Here is a 15,533-nt window from a genome sequence, read left to right as displayed (position 1 = left end):
GGTGCCCCGGTTCCTCTGGGTCCGGCGGGTCGACGACCGCGGCATCGCCTTCGCGACCACCGCGGACCGCTCGGTCGACGTCTGCGTCGACGACCGCCGGGTCTGGACGTTCTGGAGCCGACGCGACACCGAGGCCCGCGCGCCGCGGCCCCTCCAGGGGATCGCGCCCGTGCGGCGGGTCGCGTGGCCGGCGTCCCTGCAGCGGCACCTGGACGGTCGCGCGCGGATCAGCCTGCGTGACTCCGCGACCGGGGAGGTGTGCTTCGACCGCGACGTCGCGCTCGGGTCGGGCGAGGGCGAGATCCTGGTGCAGAACCGGATGGGCGTCGACCTCGGCATCGACAAGTCGGGGCGTCTCGTGCCGACCTTCGCCGGCCGGTCCGACGACGACATCGCGGCCCTGCTCGACGCGACCGAGGCCGTGCTCGCCGCCGTACGAGCGACCGGCGTCGAGCCGTTCCTCGCCTACGGGACGCTGCTCGGCGCGGTGCGGGAGGGTGCCGTGCTCGGCCACGACTCCGACGCCGACCTCGGCTACGTCAGCCGGCACAGCGACCCCGTGGACGTGGTCCGCGAGTCCTTCGAGATCCAGCGGCGGCTCGCCGCCGACGGGTGGGAGATCTCCCGCTACAGCGGCGGCGCCTTCAAGATCTCGGTCACCGAGGCCGAGGTGACCCGCGGGCTCGACGTGTTCGGCGGGTTCCTCGACCAGGGCCGGCTCTACCTGATGGGCGAGGTCGGCGTGGACTTCGACCCGGCCTGGGTCTTCCCGCTCGGGACCGCCGAGCTGGAGGGGCGGCCGATGCCCGTGCCGGCGCGGCCGGAGAAGTTCCTCGAGGCGATGTACGGCCCCAGCTGGAAGGTGCCGGACCCGGCGTTCAAGTTCACCACCCCGGAGCGCACCATCCGGGCCTTCGACGACTGGTTCCGCGGCACCAAGCCGGGGTCCCGGCTGTGGGACCGCCGCTCGGCCGTCACGCTCCGCAAGCCGGTGCCGCCCGAGCCGTCGCGGCTGGCCCGCAAGGCGCGCAAGGTCGCGCAGGCGATCGGGGCCGAGGTCGTGGAGGTCGGGGCGTGGCGCGGGTCCGACAGCCTCTGGCTGGCCCGCCGCGGGCTGCGCGTGACGGCGTACGACTACGTGCCGCGCGCGCTCGGCATGGCCCAGGCCGCCGCGGAGGAGGAGGGCCTCGACCTCGAGGCCCGCTACCTGAACCTGACCGAGTGGCGCTCGGTGCTCGCCGAGGGGGCCTGGCTCGCGCGCCGGCCGGGCCCGAAGGTGATCCTCGCGCGGCACGTCGTCGACGCGACCTCCGGCTTCGGGCGCGACTCGCTGGCCCGGCTGTGCTCGATGGCGCTGCGCGACGGCGGCCAGCTGCTCGCCGAGTTCTACCTGCCGACCACGAAGAACCCGCCCGCGTGGCTGGTCGGCACCCCGGACGTCGCGGCGTTCCGGGCCGCCCTGCGCCGGGCGGGCGCCACGGGCATCGACGTGGTTGAGTTTGACCGGAACGGCCGTCGGGCCGTGCGAGTGCTGGGAGAGTGGTGACGTGGAGCTGAGCTCGCTGCGACCGGGTGGGACCCGGGCTGCGATCCGCAGGCTCGAGGAGCGGGTGGCCGACCTCGAGGCCGACCTCACCGAGATGCGCCAGCACAACCTGCGGCTGGCCGAGATCGTCGACGTCGTCCAGGAGCTGCTGGTCCCCGTGGCCACGCGCGACGAGGCACGCGTCCAGGAGGCGATCGAACGGTTCCGGGAGTCGCTCTGATGGTGGCCCGATGACCGAGCGGGTCTTCGTCCACATCGGCCTGCCCAAGACCGCGACGACCTACCTGCAGACGATCATCTGGTCCAACCGGGACGCGCTGCGCGAGCGCGGCCTCGTCGTCCCGGGGGAGGAGCGGCGCGACCACCTGTGGGCGTCGCGCACGGTGCGGGAGCAGCGCAGCCACACCCGGGCGCCCGAGCAGCACCGGACCGCCTGGGACCGGATCCGCGCCGAGCTGGACCGCTCTGCGGGCACCGGGCTGATCAGCCACGAGTTCTTCGCCGCCGCCGCCACGGAACAGGCCGTCGCGATGGTGGCGGCCCTGGCTCCGGCCGAGGTGCACCTGGTGGTCACCGCGCGGGAGCCGCTGGGTCTTTTCACCGCGAGCTGGCAGGAGAGCCTGAAGAACGGCTCGACCACGCCGATGGCCGACTACGGCCGCGACGTCTCGGTCCGGCCGACCGACATCTGGAACTGGCGGACCCTCGACCTGCGGCTGGTCCTCGAGCGCTGGGCCGCGGCGGTGCCGCCCGAGCGCGTGCACGTCCTGGTGCTGACGCCCGGGGCGCCCCGCGAGGACGTCTGGCTGCGCTTCGCCGGCATCCTCGGCGTCGACCCGGACGGGATCGACCTGGCCGGCTCGTTCCCCAACACCTCGATGGGGGTCGCCGAGGCCGAGACGCTGCGGCGCATCAACGGCCGGCTCGAGGGCTTCACGAAGGCCTTCGACAAGGGCGTCTACCTCCGGACCTTCCTGGCCGACGAGCGCCTGGTGCCGCGGCGGGGCGAGTCGTTCTGGCCCGAGCCGGACCAGGTCGAGGACTGTCGTCGACGGGGTGAGGCCGCGATCGAGCACCTCCGGGGTGCGCCGTACGACGTGGTCGGCGAGCTGGAGCACCTGCGGGTGCCGGCCGAGCTGGAGCCGCGGCGGAGCACCACGTCGGTGACCGACGCCGAGGTCGCGGACGTCGCCGTCGACCTCGCGGCCACGATGCTCGGCGACGTCCGGGCGCTGCGCGAGGCGCGGCAGCAGGAGGAGCCGGGTCAGTCCCGCGGGCTGAGGCGCTTGCGCCAGCGGGACTGGCGGTCGTTCCCCGGTCGCGGGTCCTCGACGAAGTAGCCCGCCTTCGGGCCGGCGGACAGCGCCGTCACCCGCTCGGCGAGGGCCTCGCGGGCGCCGGCGGGGAAGTCCGCGGGGGTGCCGCCGGCGGCGAGCGGGTCGCGGTCGGCGAGCAGCCGGAGGTCGCCGAGGAGCTCGACGTCGTCGCGGGTGGTGAGGTCGTAGATCCGGCGCAGGTACTTGTCCCGTGTCTCGGGCGGCAGGTCGCTCGAGACGAGCCGCTTGAGGGCTCGCGCCGACGGCTGCCGCGAGGTGCGGTAGCGGGTCGGGCCGGCCTTGGCGAGCGCCGTCCACTTGCGCACGAACTCCTCACCGGACGGTGCGTCGTAGTGGAGCACGCACAGCCGCGGGTCCTCGTGGCGCTCGGGTCGCTCGCCGTCGGCGGTGACGGGCACGTGGAGGGTCAGGCCGAGCCCGGAGCCCGGCCGGACGCCGGACTTGCCCATGACGTGGCCGTGGAAGTAGCTCTGGTTGGACGGCTCGTCGACGGCGCCCAGGACGTGCAGGAGGTTGAGGTCTCCGTCCTCGAGCAGTCGCTTGAAGCGGGTCGGACGACCCGACCGGTCCCACTCGCTGACGGCCTCCCAGGGCGGCAGCCAGACGGAGTCGACGCCCGCCGGGACCGCGTCCAGCGCGTCGCGGTCCAGGCACGCGACCTCGTCGCCGTCGACGTGGAAGAGCCACTCGGCCCAGTCGAAGGGCTCGAGCACCGACCGGGTCCAGTTGGCGTTGATCCGCTGGCGCATGTTGAGGCTCTGCGGCCGGTCGCCGGCCCACCAGTCGGCGCGCCGCGTCGGCACGCACGTGACGTGCGGGTGAGCGTCCAGCGCCGCCGCGACCTCGCCCTGGCCCCGCGCCTCGGGAGCGTCGAGGAAGACCACCATGTGGTCCACCCCGGAGGCGAGGTTGGCGGCCACGAAGAACTCCACGTTCTCGAGGGAATCCTTGACCGTCGAGGCCGTGAAGAGCATGTGCGGAAGGCTAGCAACCGGTGAGCGGGTGTTAGCCTTCCTCGGTGTCGCGCCATGCCCACCGAGCACCTCAACCGGCCGGGCGACGGCTCACGACGCTGCTGACGATCCTCATCGTGGCGAGCCTCGGCACCGCGGTCTTCGCGGCGATCCGACTCTCCGGGTCGGGCGACGAGACCACCACCGACGGGGCCCGGGTCGCGGCCGCCGACCTGGGTGGGGCGAGGACGAAGACCCCGGCCGCCGGCGCCTCGCGCGCCGCCGCCAGCATCGCCCCGGCCAGTGACCCCCAGCCGGTGGTCCAGGCGCGCACGCTGGTGAAGAAGCCCCAGGTCGAGCTGGTCCGTAAGGCCGCGCAGCGGACCGCGCGCAAGGCGGAGGAGGAGCCGACCGCGCCGTTCGACCTGACGATCGGTACCTTCAACGTGCTCGGCAGCCAGCACACGGGCCCGGGTGGCGAGCGCAGCCGCTACCCGGCGGCCGCGACCCGCTCGGTCGGCGCGGCCAACCTGATGATCCGCCACGGCGTCGACATCGTCGGCACCCAGGAGACCCAGCCCGACCAGCTCGCCGCGCTCACCTCGCGCACCGGGCTGACGGCCTGGCCGGGGACCGCGTGGGGCTCGACGGAGACCGACAACTCGATCCTCTACGACGCCAGCCGCTTCACCTTCGTCAGCGGCAGCTCCTTCACGATCACGTTCATGAGCCACCCGCACCCGCAGCCGATCCTCCGGCTCGAGGACAACGCGACCGGGCGCGAGTTCTACGTCGTCAACACCCACCCCTCCGCCGGCGCCGGCCGGTACACCGCCGAGCGCCAGCGCGGCCGCGCGTCGCTGGTCGCGGTGGTCAACAACCTCCGTGCCGAGAGCGGTCTGCCCGTCTTCGTGACCGGCGACATGAACGACCGCGAGCTCTTCTACTGCAACGTGGTCCCGCAGGCGTCGCTGACGGCGCCCAACGGCGGCAGCTACGCGTCCGGCTGCGTCCCGCCGCGGAGCCCGATCCCGGTCGACTGGGTCGTCGGCTCCTCGGAGATCTCCTGGAGCGGCTACTGGCGCGACACCAGCCCGGTCACCAACCGGATCAGCGACCACTACTTCATCAGTGCCACCGCGCATGTCGAGTGAGGCGGCGACCGACACCGGCACACCCCCCAGCGACGCACCCGGTCACGGACTGACCTTCCGGCCCGACATCCAGGGCATCCGGGCGCTGGCGGTGCTCCTGGTGATCGCCAACCACCTCGCGCCGGGCACGCTGACCGGTGGCTTCGTCGGCGTCGACGTCTTCTTCGTCGTCTCCGGCTACCTGATCACCTCGCTGCTGCTCGGCGACGTCGTACGCCGTGGCCGCATCTCGCTCGCCGACTTCTACGCCCGCCGGGCCCGCCGGATCGTGCCGGCGGCCACCGTGGTCACCCTGGCCACGGTCGCCGTCTCGCTGGTCACGCTGCCGCTGCTGCGGGTGCGCACGATCCTCACCGACGCGGTGTGGGTGACCTTCTTCGGTGCGAACATCCGGATGGCCGACGTCGGCACCGACTACTTCGCGATCGGCCAGCCGCCCTCGCCGCTGCGTCACTACTGGTCGCTCTCGGTCGAGGAGCAGTTCTACCTCGTCTGGCCGGCGCTCCTGCTCGGCGTCCTGCTGCTGGTGCGCTGGCGCCGCCGCGGCTCGGCGCGGACCTTCCGCCGCGACGCGGGCGTGCTCACCGTGGCGCTCTGCGTGCTCTCGCTCGCGTGGTCGGTGTGGGCGACCTACGACTCGCCCGTCACGGCGTACTTCTCCACGCTGACCCGCGCCTGGGAGCTCGGCGCCGGGGCGGCCCTCGCGCTGCTGATCCGGCGTGAGGCGCTGCCCGCCGCGGCGCGCCAGGTCCTCGCGCTGGCCGGGATCGGGGCGATCGCGGTCGCGGCCCTCTTCTTCTCGGCCACGACCTCCTTCCCCAGCGGCTGGGCGCTCGTCCCGGTGCTCGGGACGGTCGCGCTGATCGCCGCCGGCGGCGGAGGCGGCACGACCGTCGTCGGCCGCGTCCTGTCGCTGCGACCGGCGGTCGCGGTGGGCGACTGGTCCTACTCGCTCTACCTGTGGCACTGGCCGATCATCGTGCTGCTGCGCAGCCACCTCGGCGTCGAGAGCTTCGACCGTCCGGCCGTCCGCGGCGGGACGCTCGTCTTCGTCTTCGTCCTCAGCTGGGCGAGCTACCGGTGGATCGAGACGCCCTTCCGCCACGGCACCTGGAAGCGGCGCGGTCGGGCCCTGCTCATCTACCCGGTCGCGATCGCGATGGTGCTCGTGACGGTCGTCGGCTCGACCCAGTACGTCCGCTACCAGCTGGGGGAGTTCTCCCACGAGCCGCCGATCAGCACCGCGGAGTACGGCGGGACCGAGAAGCTCGGCCCGGACCCGTACGTCGCCCTCGTCCGTGCATCCGTTCTCGCGGCGAAGCAGGGCCGGGCGGTCCCCGGCGACCTCACGCCCGGGCTGTTCGACCTCCGCGCGCAGACCGCGTCGCTCGGCGCCTGCGACTACCGCACCGGCACCCGCGAGCTCTGCCCGATCGGCGACCCGGACGCCGACCGCAGCATCGTGGTGCTCGGCGACTCCCACGCCCGCGCGCTCTCGCCGGGCATCGACGAGATCGGGAAGAAGTACGGCTTCAAGGTCTACGTGCTGGTCTACAGCGGGTGCTCGGCCACCGACCTGGTCCAGATCGACCGGGCCACGGGCCGCCGGTGGGACCCGTGCGAGGACTTCAAGGCCTGGGCGAAGCAGACCATCGCCTCGATCCATCCCGACCTGGTCGTCGTCTCCACCTCGGCCAACTGGTACGAGGACCCGACGGCGGACGCCGGCAGCGGGGCCGTGGTCGGCAACCGCTCGGACTTCGACCACTACCTCGCCGTCCTCCAGCAGGGGTGGGAGGAGCTGTTCGACGACCTCGAGGCGGACACCGGCCGGGTGTTCGTCGTCGGCAACACCCCGAAGCTGCCCCGGGAGACCGGCGTCTGCTTGAGCCAGGGGCACCCCGACCTCGGCGACTGCGCCTTCCCGCCCGGGCCCTACGCGCACCGCGAGGCCGAGGCGTCCTTCCGGGCGGCGCGCGCCGCGGGGGCGGGCGTCGTCGATGCAGGGCCGTGGTTCTGCGCCCAGGACCTGTGCCCGTCGGTGGTGGGGAAGTACATCACCCTGCGCGACTCCGAGCACGTCACCCCGGACTACGCGCGCTGGCTCGCGACCCCGTTGGCGGCGGCGTTGGGCGTGACCCGATAACTACACGTCTGTAGTTCTCCGGAACCGGTTGCCCCGTGACGGATGTGAATGTTGTGATTGATGTGACGTAGCGCCCGGTGGGGGCGCGAACCCCCCTCGGAGGTCCCTGGCATGGGCAGCAACACCCCCTGGCGGCGCCGCGTGGCGACCGCCGGCGCCGTCCTCGCGATGCTGGTCGGCACCGCCGTCGGCACCGCGCCGATCGCCCAGGCCGACAAGCGCGCCGGGGGCAACGGCTCCGACCCGGGCACCGACCCGGTCGCCGACGTGACCATGGTGCAGGCCAACATCTACACCGGCCTGACCGTCGAGCGCTTCCAGAAGGACGTCGCGACGGTGCTGGGCCTGCAGCCCGACTTCGTCACCTACAACGAGGTGCCCTTCCGCAGCGACGCGGTGATGGCGCCGACCGGCTACTCGATCTACCGCGACATGACCGACCGGTTCACCGCCGCGACCCCCGTCGCGTGGCGCACCGACCGCTGGACCGCGCTCGACGAGGGCTCCTTCATGATCAGCAACTGGCGCGGCAAGCCGCCGGGCAAGCAGGTCGAGCTCGGGCGCCGCTGGGCCAACTGGGTGACCCTCCAGGGTGTCGACGGTCGGGTCGTCTCCGTGGTCTCCGCGCACATCGCGCCGCTCACGAAGGGCATGCCCGACCTGCTGGACCGCTCGATGAAGCGGCTCGGCATGCTCGTCAGCCGGCTCGCGCCGTCCGGGCCCGTGCTGGTCGGCGGCGACTTCAACGTCCACTACACGAGCGGTCGCTACCCGCGCGACATCGTCGCCGCGGACGGCCTGGTGCCGACGTACGACTCGCTGGGCGCCTACTTCCCGACCGGCGACCACCACGGCAACACCATCGACTACATCTTCGGCAGCCAGCCCGAGGTGCTCGCGCCGGTGCTGCAGTACCCCGTCGAGCTTCGCTCCGACCACGACGCGGTCGTCGCCGGGCTGACCTGGGCGACCGACCCGCCGACCGACACCACGGTCTTCGGCAACCAGCCGGGCGGCGACGCGACCGCGCAGCGCGCGGTCCTCACCGAGCTCAGCGGCGCGATCCGCGCCGCGGAGCCCGGCTCGACGGTCCGGTTCGCGACCCCGCAGTTCGCCCTCGGCGGGCTGCTCAAGGCGAGCAAGAAGGCCGTCGCCCGCGGTGTCCACGTCCGGGTGACCACGGCCAACAACCACCCGACCGTCCAGCAGCAGCGGCTCGCCCGGGCACTCGCCAACAGCGGCGACCCCGACAGCTGGCTGCACGCCTGCCCGGCGTCCTGCGTGAAGAAGTGGCGGGCCGCGAACGTGCCGCACTCGCTGCTGATGGTCAGCGACGCCACCGGTGCCTGGCAGACCCGCTACGACATCAGCCGCAAGCTCACCCAGGACCTGGTCCTCAAGAAGTCCACCGTCTCGGTGAACGTCGGCCCGCTGGCCCTCAACCAGGGCGTCAGCATGCTCCGGGTGATCGGCTGACCGTAGGCTGGCCGCGTGGCTGACCCGCGCCGGCTCTACCTCCACGTCGGCCTCCAGAAGACCGGCACCTCCTACCTCCAGGCGGCCCTGCTGGCCGGCGCCGACGGCCTGGCCGCGCAGGGGCTCGACCTCGTCCCGCCGAGCAAGCGCGAGTGCTTCGAGCTGATGGTCGTCGTCCGCAACCGCTACGAGTCGCGCCGCGACGAGGAGTCCGACCGCAACATCGTCGAGCGGTTCCGCGCCCAGCTCGACCGGGCGACCGGCTCGCGGGCGGTCTTCAGCCAGGAGTCGCTGGCCGGCGCCGGGCCGGGCCAGATCGTCCGGCTGCTGGAGATGTGTGGCGACCGCGAGGTCCATGTCGTCGTGACGGTCCGCGACCTGGCCCGGCAGCTGCCGTCGTCGTGGCAGGAGCACGTGAAGGCGGGCGGCACCGCCCGGCTCGAGCGCTACCTGCGCAAGCTGCAGCGGCTCGAGGAGGCCGGCCGGCTCAAGCAGCCGTGGATCCACCTCGACGCCGCCGGCGTCCTGCGCCGGTGGTCGAAGGCGCTGGGCCCCGAGCGGATGCACCTGGTCACGGTCCCGCCGCCCGGCAGCCCCCTGACGCTGCTGCTGGAGCGGTTCTCCTCCGTCCTCGAGGTCGACCCGGGCCTGCTGGTGCCCGAGGACCGGCCCAGCAACTCCAGCCTCGGGCGGGTCCAGGTCGACCTGCTGCGCCGGGTCAACGCCGAGCTGCCCGACGAGGTGCACCGGCGCTATGTCTACAACGACGTCGTCAAGCGGTCCTTCGGCACGCAGGTGCTCGGCCGGCAGGCGGGGGAGCGGAGCCTGGTGCCGGCCGAGTTCCGCGCCTGGTGCGAGGCCGCGGCCGAGCGCCAGATCGCGGCCCTCGCCGCTGCCGGCTACCGGGTCGAGGGCTCGCTCGACGACCTGCGCTGCCCCGACGCCGCGTTCGACATCGGCTCCGGTCGGCCTCGGGAGAGGGACGTCGCCGCGTCGGCGGTCTCCGCGCTCGCGACGCTCCTGGCCGAGCGCGGGGAGACCGAGGCCGAGCGCCGCACCGGCGCCATCCGCGTCGACCGTCCCGGCGTCCTCGACCGGCTGCGCCCCCGGCGTACCGGCCGCTCGACGGCGGCGGAGTGAGGGTGGAGTGAGGGCGGAGTGAGATCCCTCACCGATTGACCACGTCACACGCCGGTTACCGGCGAGTCAGGTCCGGCTAGCATCGCTGCCGGTCCAGCAGCCCCTCAGGAAGGATCCATCATGGGTCGCTTGTGTCAGACCGACGGCCTCTCCGAGGACCAGCAGGAGATCCTCAAGGCGGTGCGCCGCTTCGTGGACGAGAAGATCCTGCCGGTCGCCACCGAGCTCGAGCACGCGGACGAGTATCCGCAGGAGATCGTCGACGGCCTCAAGGAGCTGGGGATCTTCGGGCTGATGATCCCCGAGGAGTACGACGGCCTGGGCGAGTCGCTGCTGACCTACGCGCTGTGCGTGGAGGAGATCGCGCGTGGCTGGATGAGCGTGTCCGGCGTGATCAACACCCACTTCATCGTGGCCTACATGATCATGCAGCACGGCACCGAGGAGCAGAAGCAGAAGTACCTGCCCCGGATGGCTGCCGGTGAGGTGCGTGGCGCCTTCTCGATGTCGGAGCCGGGCCTGGGCTCGGACGTCTCGGCGATCACCACCAAGGCCACCAAGGCCGAGGACGGGTCGTACTCGATCACCGGTCAGAAGATGTGGCTGACCAACGGCGGCACCTCGACCCTGATCGCGCTGCTCACCAAGACCGACGAGGGTGCCGACAGCGTCTACCGGAACATGACGACGTTCCTGGTGGAGAAGGAGCCCGGCTTCGGCGAGGTCGGCCAGGGCATCACGATCCCCGGCAAGATCGACAAGATGGGCTACAAGGGCGTCGACACCACCGAGGCGATCTTCGAGGGCCACCAGATCGCCGCGGACCAGGTCCTCGGCGGCGAGCCCGGCAAGGGCTTCTACCAGATGATGGACGGCGTCGAGGTCGGCCGCGTCAACGTCGCTGCGCGGGCGTGCGGCATCGCGCTGCGCGCCTTCGAGCTGGCCATCGCCTACGCCCAGCAGCGCGAGACCTTCGGCAAGCCGATCGCGGAGCACCAGGCGATCATGTTCCGCCTCGCGGAGATGGCGACCAAGGTCGAGGCCGCGCACACGATGATGGTCCGCGCCGCCGGGATGAAGGACAAGGGCGAGCGCAACGACGTCGAGGCGGGGATGGCGAAGATGCTCGCGGCGGAGTACTGCAACGAGGTCGTCCAGGACTCCTTCCGGATCCACGGCGGCTACGGCTACTCCAAGGAGTACGAGATCGAGCGTCTCTACCGCGAGGCCGCGTTCATGCTCATCGGTGAGGGCACCTCCGACATCCAGAAGATGATCATCGGCCGCGCGCTGCTCAAGGACTACAAGCTCGGCTGATCGCTCGCGTCCGCGCTGCCGATAGATTCACCCCCATGTCCGACGCGCACGAGGTGCCCGAGGCGCCCGCGCCCGAACAGCCCCCGACGAGGCACCGGCTGTTCCTGCACGTCGGCATGCCGAAGAGCGGCTCGACGTACCTCCAGGCGATCCTCGCCAACAATCGCGAGGCGTTGAAGCAGCACGGGTTCATCTACCCCTACGTCCAGCAGGAGGGGATGTTCCACGCCGCCGTGGAGATGACCGGCGATCCCGAGCAGTGGGGCCTCACCGCGGAGCAGGTCGAGGGGACCTTCGACCACCTGCTGCGGCGGGGGCGGCGCATGGACCTCGACGTGGTGATCAGCCACGAGAACTTCGGTACGGCGCGCACCAAGCAGATCAAGAAGATCGCCGCTCGTCTCACCGACTTCGAGCCGCACGTCGTGCTGACCGTGCGCGACCCGGTCCGGATGATGGCCGCCCGCTGGCAGGAACGGGTGAAGAACGGCTTCGCCGAGTCCTTCGACGAGTTCGCCGCGAGCGTCCTCGAGGGCCTGCCGACCGATCCGGCCGAGGCCGGCTTCTGGCGCGGGCACAACCTCGCCTGGCTCCTCGACCACTGGGAGCGGGTGGCGCCGCCCGAGCGGATCCACGTCGTCGTCACGCCCAGCCGGGGCGGCGAGCCGGACCTGCTCTGGCACCGGTTCGCGGACGCGCTCGGGTTCCCGCCCGACGTCGTCGACCTCTCCCGGGTGTCACGGCGCAACGAGTCCCTCGGCGCGCCGCAGGTCGCCTTCCTCCGGGAGGTGCTCGACGCGCTCGGCGACCGGCTGCCGCAGCCGTGGTACGCCGAGGTCGTCAAGCGCTGGTTCGCCCAGTCCGTGCTGAGCACGGTCGACTCCCGTCGCGCGATCACCCCGGCCCCGGTCGCCGACCGGGTCGCACCGCTCGCGCACGCGTGGGTGGAGAAGGTCCGGACCGGCGGCTACCAGGTGCACGGCGACCTCGACGAGCTGATCTCGCCGCCCGTGCCGTCCGGGACGCCGCACCCGGACACCGTGACCGCTGACGAGGTGCTCGCCGGGATGCCGGACGTGGTCGCCCAGATGCTCCTGCGGACGCGAGACCTGCGGGCCCGGATCGAGGAGCTCGAGGAGCAGAACGACGCCCTGGCCGCCGAGGTGGCCGAGCTCCGGCTGCCGCCGGAGACCCGTGCCGCCCGGTGGCGGCGGCGCCTCCTAGGCTAGACCCGGCTCGGAGGGCGGGCTGCGGGAGAGTGGACGAGGCGGGAGTGGACGTGTCGCAACGGGTCGTACTGCACGTCGGACTGATGAAGTCCGGCACCAGCTTCGTGCAGCGTCTGGCGGCCGGCAACCGGGACCTCCTGGCCGAGCGCGGCGTGCTCTTCCTCGGCCACAACTGGGCCGCCCAGGTGCGGGGTGTCAGCGACGTGCTCGACCGCCAGCGCGTCGCCCTCGAGCCCGAGGACGGCGCCTGGCAGTCCCTGGTCGACGAGGCCGCGGCCTTCCCCGGGACCTCCCTGATCTCCATGGAGTACCTCGGCCCCGCCGGCCCCGCCAAGATCGCCGAGGTGGTCGAGTCCCTCGGCGGCCTGCCCGTCGAGGTGTTCGTGACGGCGCGCGACCTGGGCCGCGGCGTCCCCGCCATGTGGCAGGAGGCGCTCAAGAACGGCCGGGACATCACCTACGACGCCTACGTCGCCGGCGTCCAGGCACGTGCGGAGGGCCTCGGCCGGCGTTTCTGGCGCGAGCAGAATGCCGACGCGGTGGCGCGCCGCTGGGCTGCCGGGCCCGGGGTCTCCGGCGTGACCGTGGTGACCGTGCCCCGCCCGGGCGCGACCGTCGAGCTGCTGTGGCAGCGCTTCGCCGAGGCGCTCGGCGTCGACCCGTCGGGCGTGGAGCTGCCGGGCCCGGCCAACGAGTCCCTCGGGGCGGCGTCGGCCGAGGTGCTCCGTCTGCTCAACACGCGCGTCGAGGACCTCGACTACGGCCAGTACGTCCGGAGGGTCAAGCAGCCCCTCGCGAAGAAGACCCTCGGCGCCCGCCGCGGCGCGGAGCCGCCGGTCGGCTTCGAGCCGCCGGCGTGGCTGCACCAGCGCTCGCGGAAGATGATCGAGGGGCTGCGCGGATCGGGCGTCCGGGTCGTCGGCGACCTCGCCGAGCTCGAGCCGCTGACGGTGCCCGGTGTCGCACCCGCGTCGGTCCCGGTGGAGGAGCAGCTCGCGGCCGCGGTCGCCGGGCTGGAGGGCCTGGCGCGGCGAATGAGGCCGAAGGGCAGGAAGTAGCCGCAGGGACCGGCTACCGGGTGCCCGCCAGGCGGCGGCGCAGCCGACCCAGCAGCCCCGGCGGGGGAGCGGCGACCTTCTTCGCTGCCCGTTTCGCGGTGCGCCTGGTCGCCGCAGCCGCCTGACGGTTCCGCTGGGCGCGCCTGCGCTCGAGCTCGTGCACCATCATCTGGGCGAACGCCGCCGACGCCACGTCGGCGACCTCCGCGTCGCTGACCGAGTCGGGGGTGCGCCCCGGCCGGCCCTCGGCATCCCCCCGCAGGTCGGCGAGATCGCCGACGACGTCGTACGGCCTCGTCTCCAGCTCGGCCACGACCCGGTCGCCGACCTCGACCAGCCACGCGCGGGCCTCGTCGGGGAGGGCGAGCGGGGTGGAGGTACCCGTGAGCGCGAGCACCTCCTTGGTGATGTAGTTCTTCGTCATCCGGCCCATGTCCATCCGGTCCCGGTCGGTCGGCAGGCCGGCGTTGACCCGCCGGAGGAACTCCACCTGGACGATGCCGAGGGACTCGTTGGTCCGGTCGACCTCCTTCAGGATCCCCGCGTCGACGCCGGTGACGGCGCACATCCGCTCCCACAGCAGCGTGTGGGGGGTGCCGGGCCGGCCGTGGACCACGAGGTGCACCCGCTCGGGCGGGAGATCGGCCGCCCACCGGTCGAGCAGCCGCGGGAGGTCCTGCGCACGCCAGAACGGCTGGTGCGGCTCCTCTGCAAGCCCGCGCCAGTAAGCGTCGAAGGTCTCGTCGTTCCCCTGCTTGATGCTCTGCTGCCAGGCCGCCGGGAGCAAGCGTGCCAGGTCACGCGCCGTCACCACGAGGTGCAGCTCGGTGCCGAGGTCGGCGACCGCGTCCAGGACGGCGCGGACCCGCGGCCCCTTCGCGATGGCGTAGTGCTCGCTGCTCAGGATCGCGTCGCCGTCCCACGCGCGCACCGCGTCGCTGAGCCGCTCCCACGACGCGAGATCCGCGGCCGGCATCCGGTCGGTCACCCGCGACTTGTCGAGCACGACCGCCGAGGCGCGGAACTGGTCCATCAGCTGGTCGCCCGGGTAGAGCACGCCCTGCTCCGCCATCACGTGGCGGTGCTTGAACCACGCGGCCTGGAGGAACGTGGTCCCGGTCTTCGGTGGACCGATGTGCAGGAACACCCGGCGTGCCATGTCAATCCTCTCGACGAGGGGCCAGGGTATCGGTGGAGCGTCGGCCCCGACGCCCGGTCCTCGAGGGCGCCGTTAGAGTACGGCGCATGGCCCGCCCCCTGTTCCGCCGCGGCCGCAGCGAGGGGCAGGAGGCCGAGACGTCCCGGCCGACCGTCTGCGTGATGACGATGGTCCGCGACGAGGCCGAGATGCTGCCCCGCTGGGTCCGCCACTACGCCGCGCAGGTCGGAGCCGAGAACCTCGTTGTGCTCGACGACAACAGCAGCGACGGCTCGACCGAGGACCTGCCGTGCACGGTGCACCGGCTGCCCGCGCTCCCGGGTCCCGGGTACGAGCGGGCCCGGATGACGCTGCTCAGCGGCCTGGCCGCCGGCTTCCTCGCCGTCTACGACTACGTCGTCTTCGTCGACGCCGACGAGTTCATCCTCCCCGACCCGGTCCACCACGCCGACCTCCCGGCGTACCTCGCCGCCCGTCCCGACCAGGACGTGCTCGCCCCGCTCGCCCTCAACGTCGTGCAGGTGCCGAGCGTCGAAGGCCCGCTGCGTCCCGACGAGCCGGTCCTCGACCAGCGCCGGTTCGCGAAGTTCACCCCGCTCATGTGCAAGCCGTCGGTCAAGCGCGTCCCCGCCGGCTGGCGCTGGGCCTCCCACGGCATCGAGGCGCCGTTCGCGATCGACCGCGAGCTCTTCATGCTGCACCTGAAGTTCGCCGACCGCGACGGACTGGAGAAGGTCGCGGCGCACCGGCGAGCCCTGGTCGAGGCCGACGGCCGGGCCAAGGGGTCCAGCTGGGCACGGAGCTCCGAGGACCTGCTCAAGGTCTTCGACAAGGCCGTCGCCGACGTGGACGCCGAGCGCGTCCCGGAGTTCGACCCGCGCACCGTCGAGCTGTCGGGGATCGTCCAGCAGGAGCGCAACTGGTTCCGCAGCACCGGTCAGGGCCAGGTCCCTGCGCTGCGCCACCAGCCGCTGGTCCGGGTGCCGAGCACGCTGCTCGGCACGGTCTGAGGAGGGCC

Annotated in this window: 13 protein-coding genes; 11 read left to right on the top strand and 2 right to left on the bottom strand. The window is 72.6% G+C overall.

The features are described from left to right. The first annotated feature begins 1 nt into the window (after position 1). Genes K8U61_RS03945 through K8U61_RS03935 form a run of 3 tightly spaced genes read left to right on the top strand, consistent with a single transcriptional unit; the run spans position 2 to position 2,886 of the window. Complete coding sequence (locus K8U61_RS03945; protein WP_224121660.1) at positions 2-1,546, top strand: LicD family protein; 1,545 nt, start codon at positions 2-4, stop codon at positions 1,544-1,546. 1 nt (position 1,547) lies between these two features. Next, positions 1,548-1,766, top strand: coding sequence for a DUF6752 domain-containing protein (locus K8U61_RS03940; protein ID WP_224121659.1), 219 nt, complete (start codon positions 1,548-1,550; stop codon positions 1,764-1,766). A gap of 10 nt (positions 1,767-1,776) precedes the next feature. Further along, positions 1,777-2,886, top strand: a complete 1,110-nt coding sequence (locus K8U61_RS03935) for a hypothetical protein (protein ID WP_224121658.1) — start codon at positions 1,777-1,779, stop codon at positions 2,884-2,886. Here K8U61_RS03935 and K8U61_RS03930 read toward each other — a convergent pair. Further along, a complete protein-coding gene (locus K8U61_RS03930) occupies positions 2,811-3,857 on the bottom strand; it encodes a glycosyltransferase family protein (protein WP_224121657.1) in 1,047 nt (348 codons plus the stop codon). The genes K8U61_RS03935 and K8U61_RS03930 overlap by 76 nt on opposite strands. A gap of 44 nt (positions 3,858-3,901) precedes the next feature. On the opposite strand from K8U61_RS03930, the gene K8U61_RS03925 reads away from it, so the two are divergent. From K8U61_RS03925 to K8U61_RS03895, 7 genes are all read left to right on the top strand, one after another. After that, the gene (locus tag K8U61_RS03925; protein WP_224121656.1) at positions 3,902-4,990 is read left to right on the top strand and encodes an endonuclease/exonuclease/phosphatase family protein; all 1,089 of its coding nucleotides are present in this window, start codon (positions 3,902-3,904) and stop codon (positions 4,988-4,990) included. Beyond that, complete coding sequence (locus K8U61_RS03920; protein ID WP_224121655.1) at positions 4,980-7,136, top strand: acyltransferase family protein; 2,157 nt, start codon at positions 4,980-4,982, stop codon at positions 7,134-7,136. Before K8U61_RS03925 ends, K8U61_RS03920 begins: the two co-directional genes overlap by 11 nt. Before the next feature lie 111 nt (positions 7,137-7,247). Then, the gene (locus K8U61_RS03915; RefSeq protein ID WP_224121654.1) at positions 7,248-8,612 is read left to right on the top strand and encodes an endonuclease/exonuclease/phosphatase family protein; all 1,365 of its coding nucleotides are present in this window, start codon (positions 7,248-7,250) and stop codon (positions 8,610-8,612) included. Positions 8,613-8,627: 15 nt separating this feature from the next. Beyond that, on the top strand, positions 8,628-9,752 hold the full coding sequence (locus K8U61_RS03910) for a hypothetical protein (protein ID WP_224121653.1): 1,125 nt from the start codon (positions 8,628-8,630) through the stop codon (positions 9,750-9,752). Positions 9,753-9,872: 120 nt separating this feature from the next. Further along, the gene (locus K8U61_RS03905; RefSeq protein WP_224121652.1) at positions 9,873-11,069 is read left to right on the top strand and encodes an acyl-CoA dehydrogenase family protein; all 1,197 of its coding nucleotides are present in this window, start codon (positions 9,873-9,875) and stop codon (positions 11,067-11,069) included. Positions 11,070-11,104: 35 nt separating this feature from the next. Then, positions 11,105-12,298 carry a coiled-coil domain-containing protein gene (locus K8U61_RS03900; protein ID WP_224121651.1) on the top strand — a complete coding sequence of 398 codons (1,194 nt, stop codon included), beginning with the start codon at positions 11,105-11,107 and terminating at the stop codon, positions 12,296-12,298. Between the two features lie 44 nt (positions 12,299-12,342). Beyond that, a complete protein-coding gene (locus K8U61_RS03895) occupies positions 12,343-13,356 on the top strand; it encodes a hypothetical protein (protein ID WP_224121650.1) in 1,014 nt (337 codons plus the stop codon). Between the two features lie 13 nt (positions 13,357-13,369). Here the strand turns inward: K8U61_RS03895 and K8U61_RS03890 are convergent, their stop codons facing one another. After that, positions 13,370-14,515, bottom strand: coding sequence for a hypothetical protein (locus K8U61_RS03890; protein WP_224121649.1), 1,146 nt, complete (start codon positions 14,513-14,515; stop codon positions 13,370-13,372). Between the two features lie 86 nt (positions 14,516-14,601). Between K8U61_RS03890 and K8U61_RS03885 the strand changes: the two genes are divergently transcribed. Further along, positions 14,602-15,525 (top strand): glycosyltransferase family 2 protein, encoded by a 924-nt coding sequence (locus tag K8U61_RS03885; RefSeq protein WP_224121648.1) that lies wholly within the window; start codon positions 14,602-14,604, stop codon positions 15,523-15,525. Positions 15,526-15,533 lie beyond the last annotated feature (8 nt).

Origin of the sequence: Nocardioides mangrovi (assembly GCF_020073815.1) — a bacterium.
In the GTDB taxonomy this organism is placed as follows: domain Bacteria; phylum Actinomycetota; class Actinomycetes; order Propionibacteriales; family Nocardioidaceae; genus Nocardioides; species Nocardioides mangrovi.
Note: the sequence above shows the minus strand (reverse complement) of the source record. Positions and strands in the feature narration are given on the sequence as shown.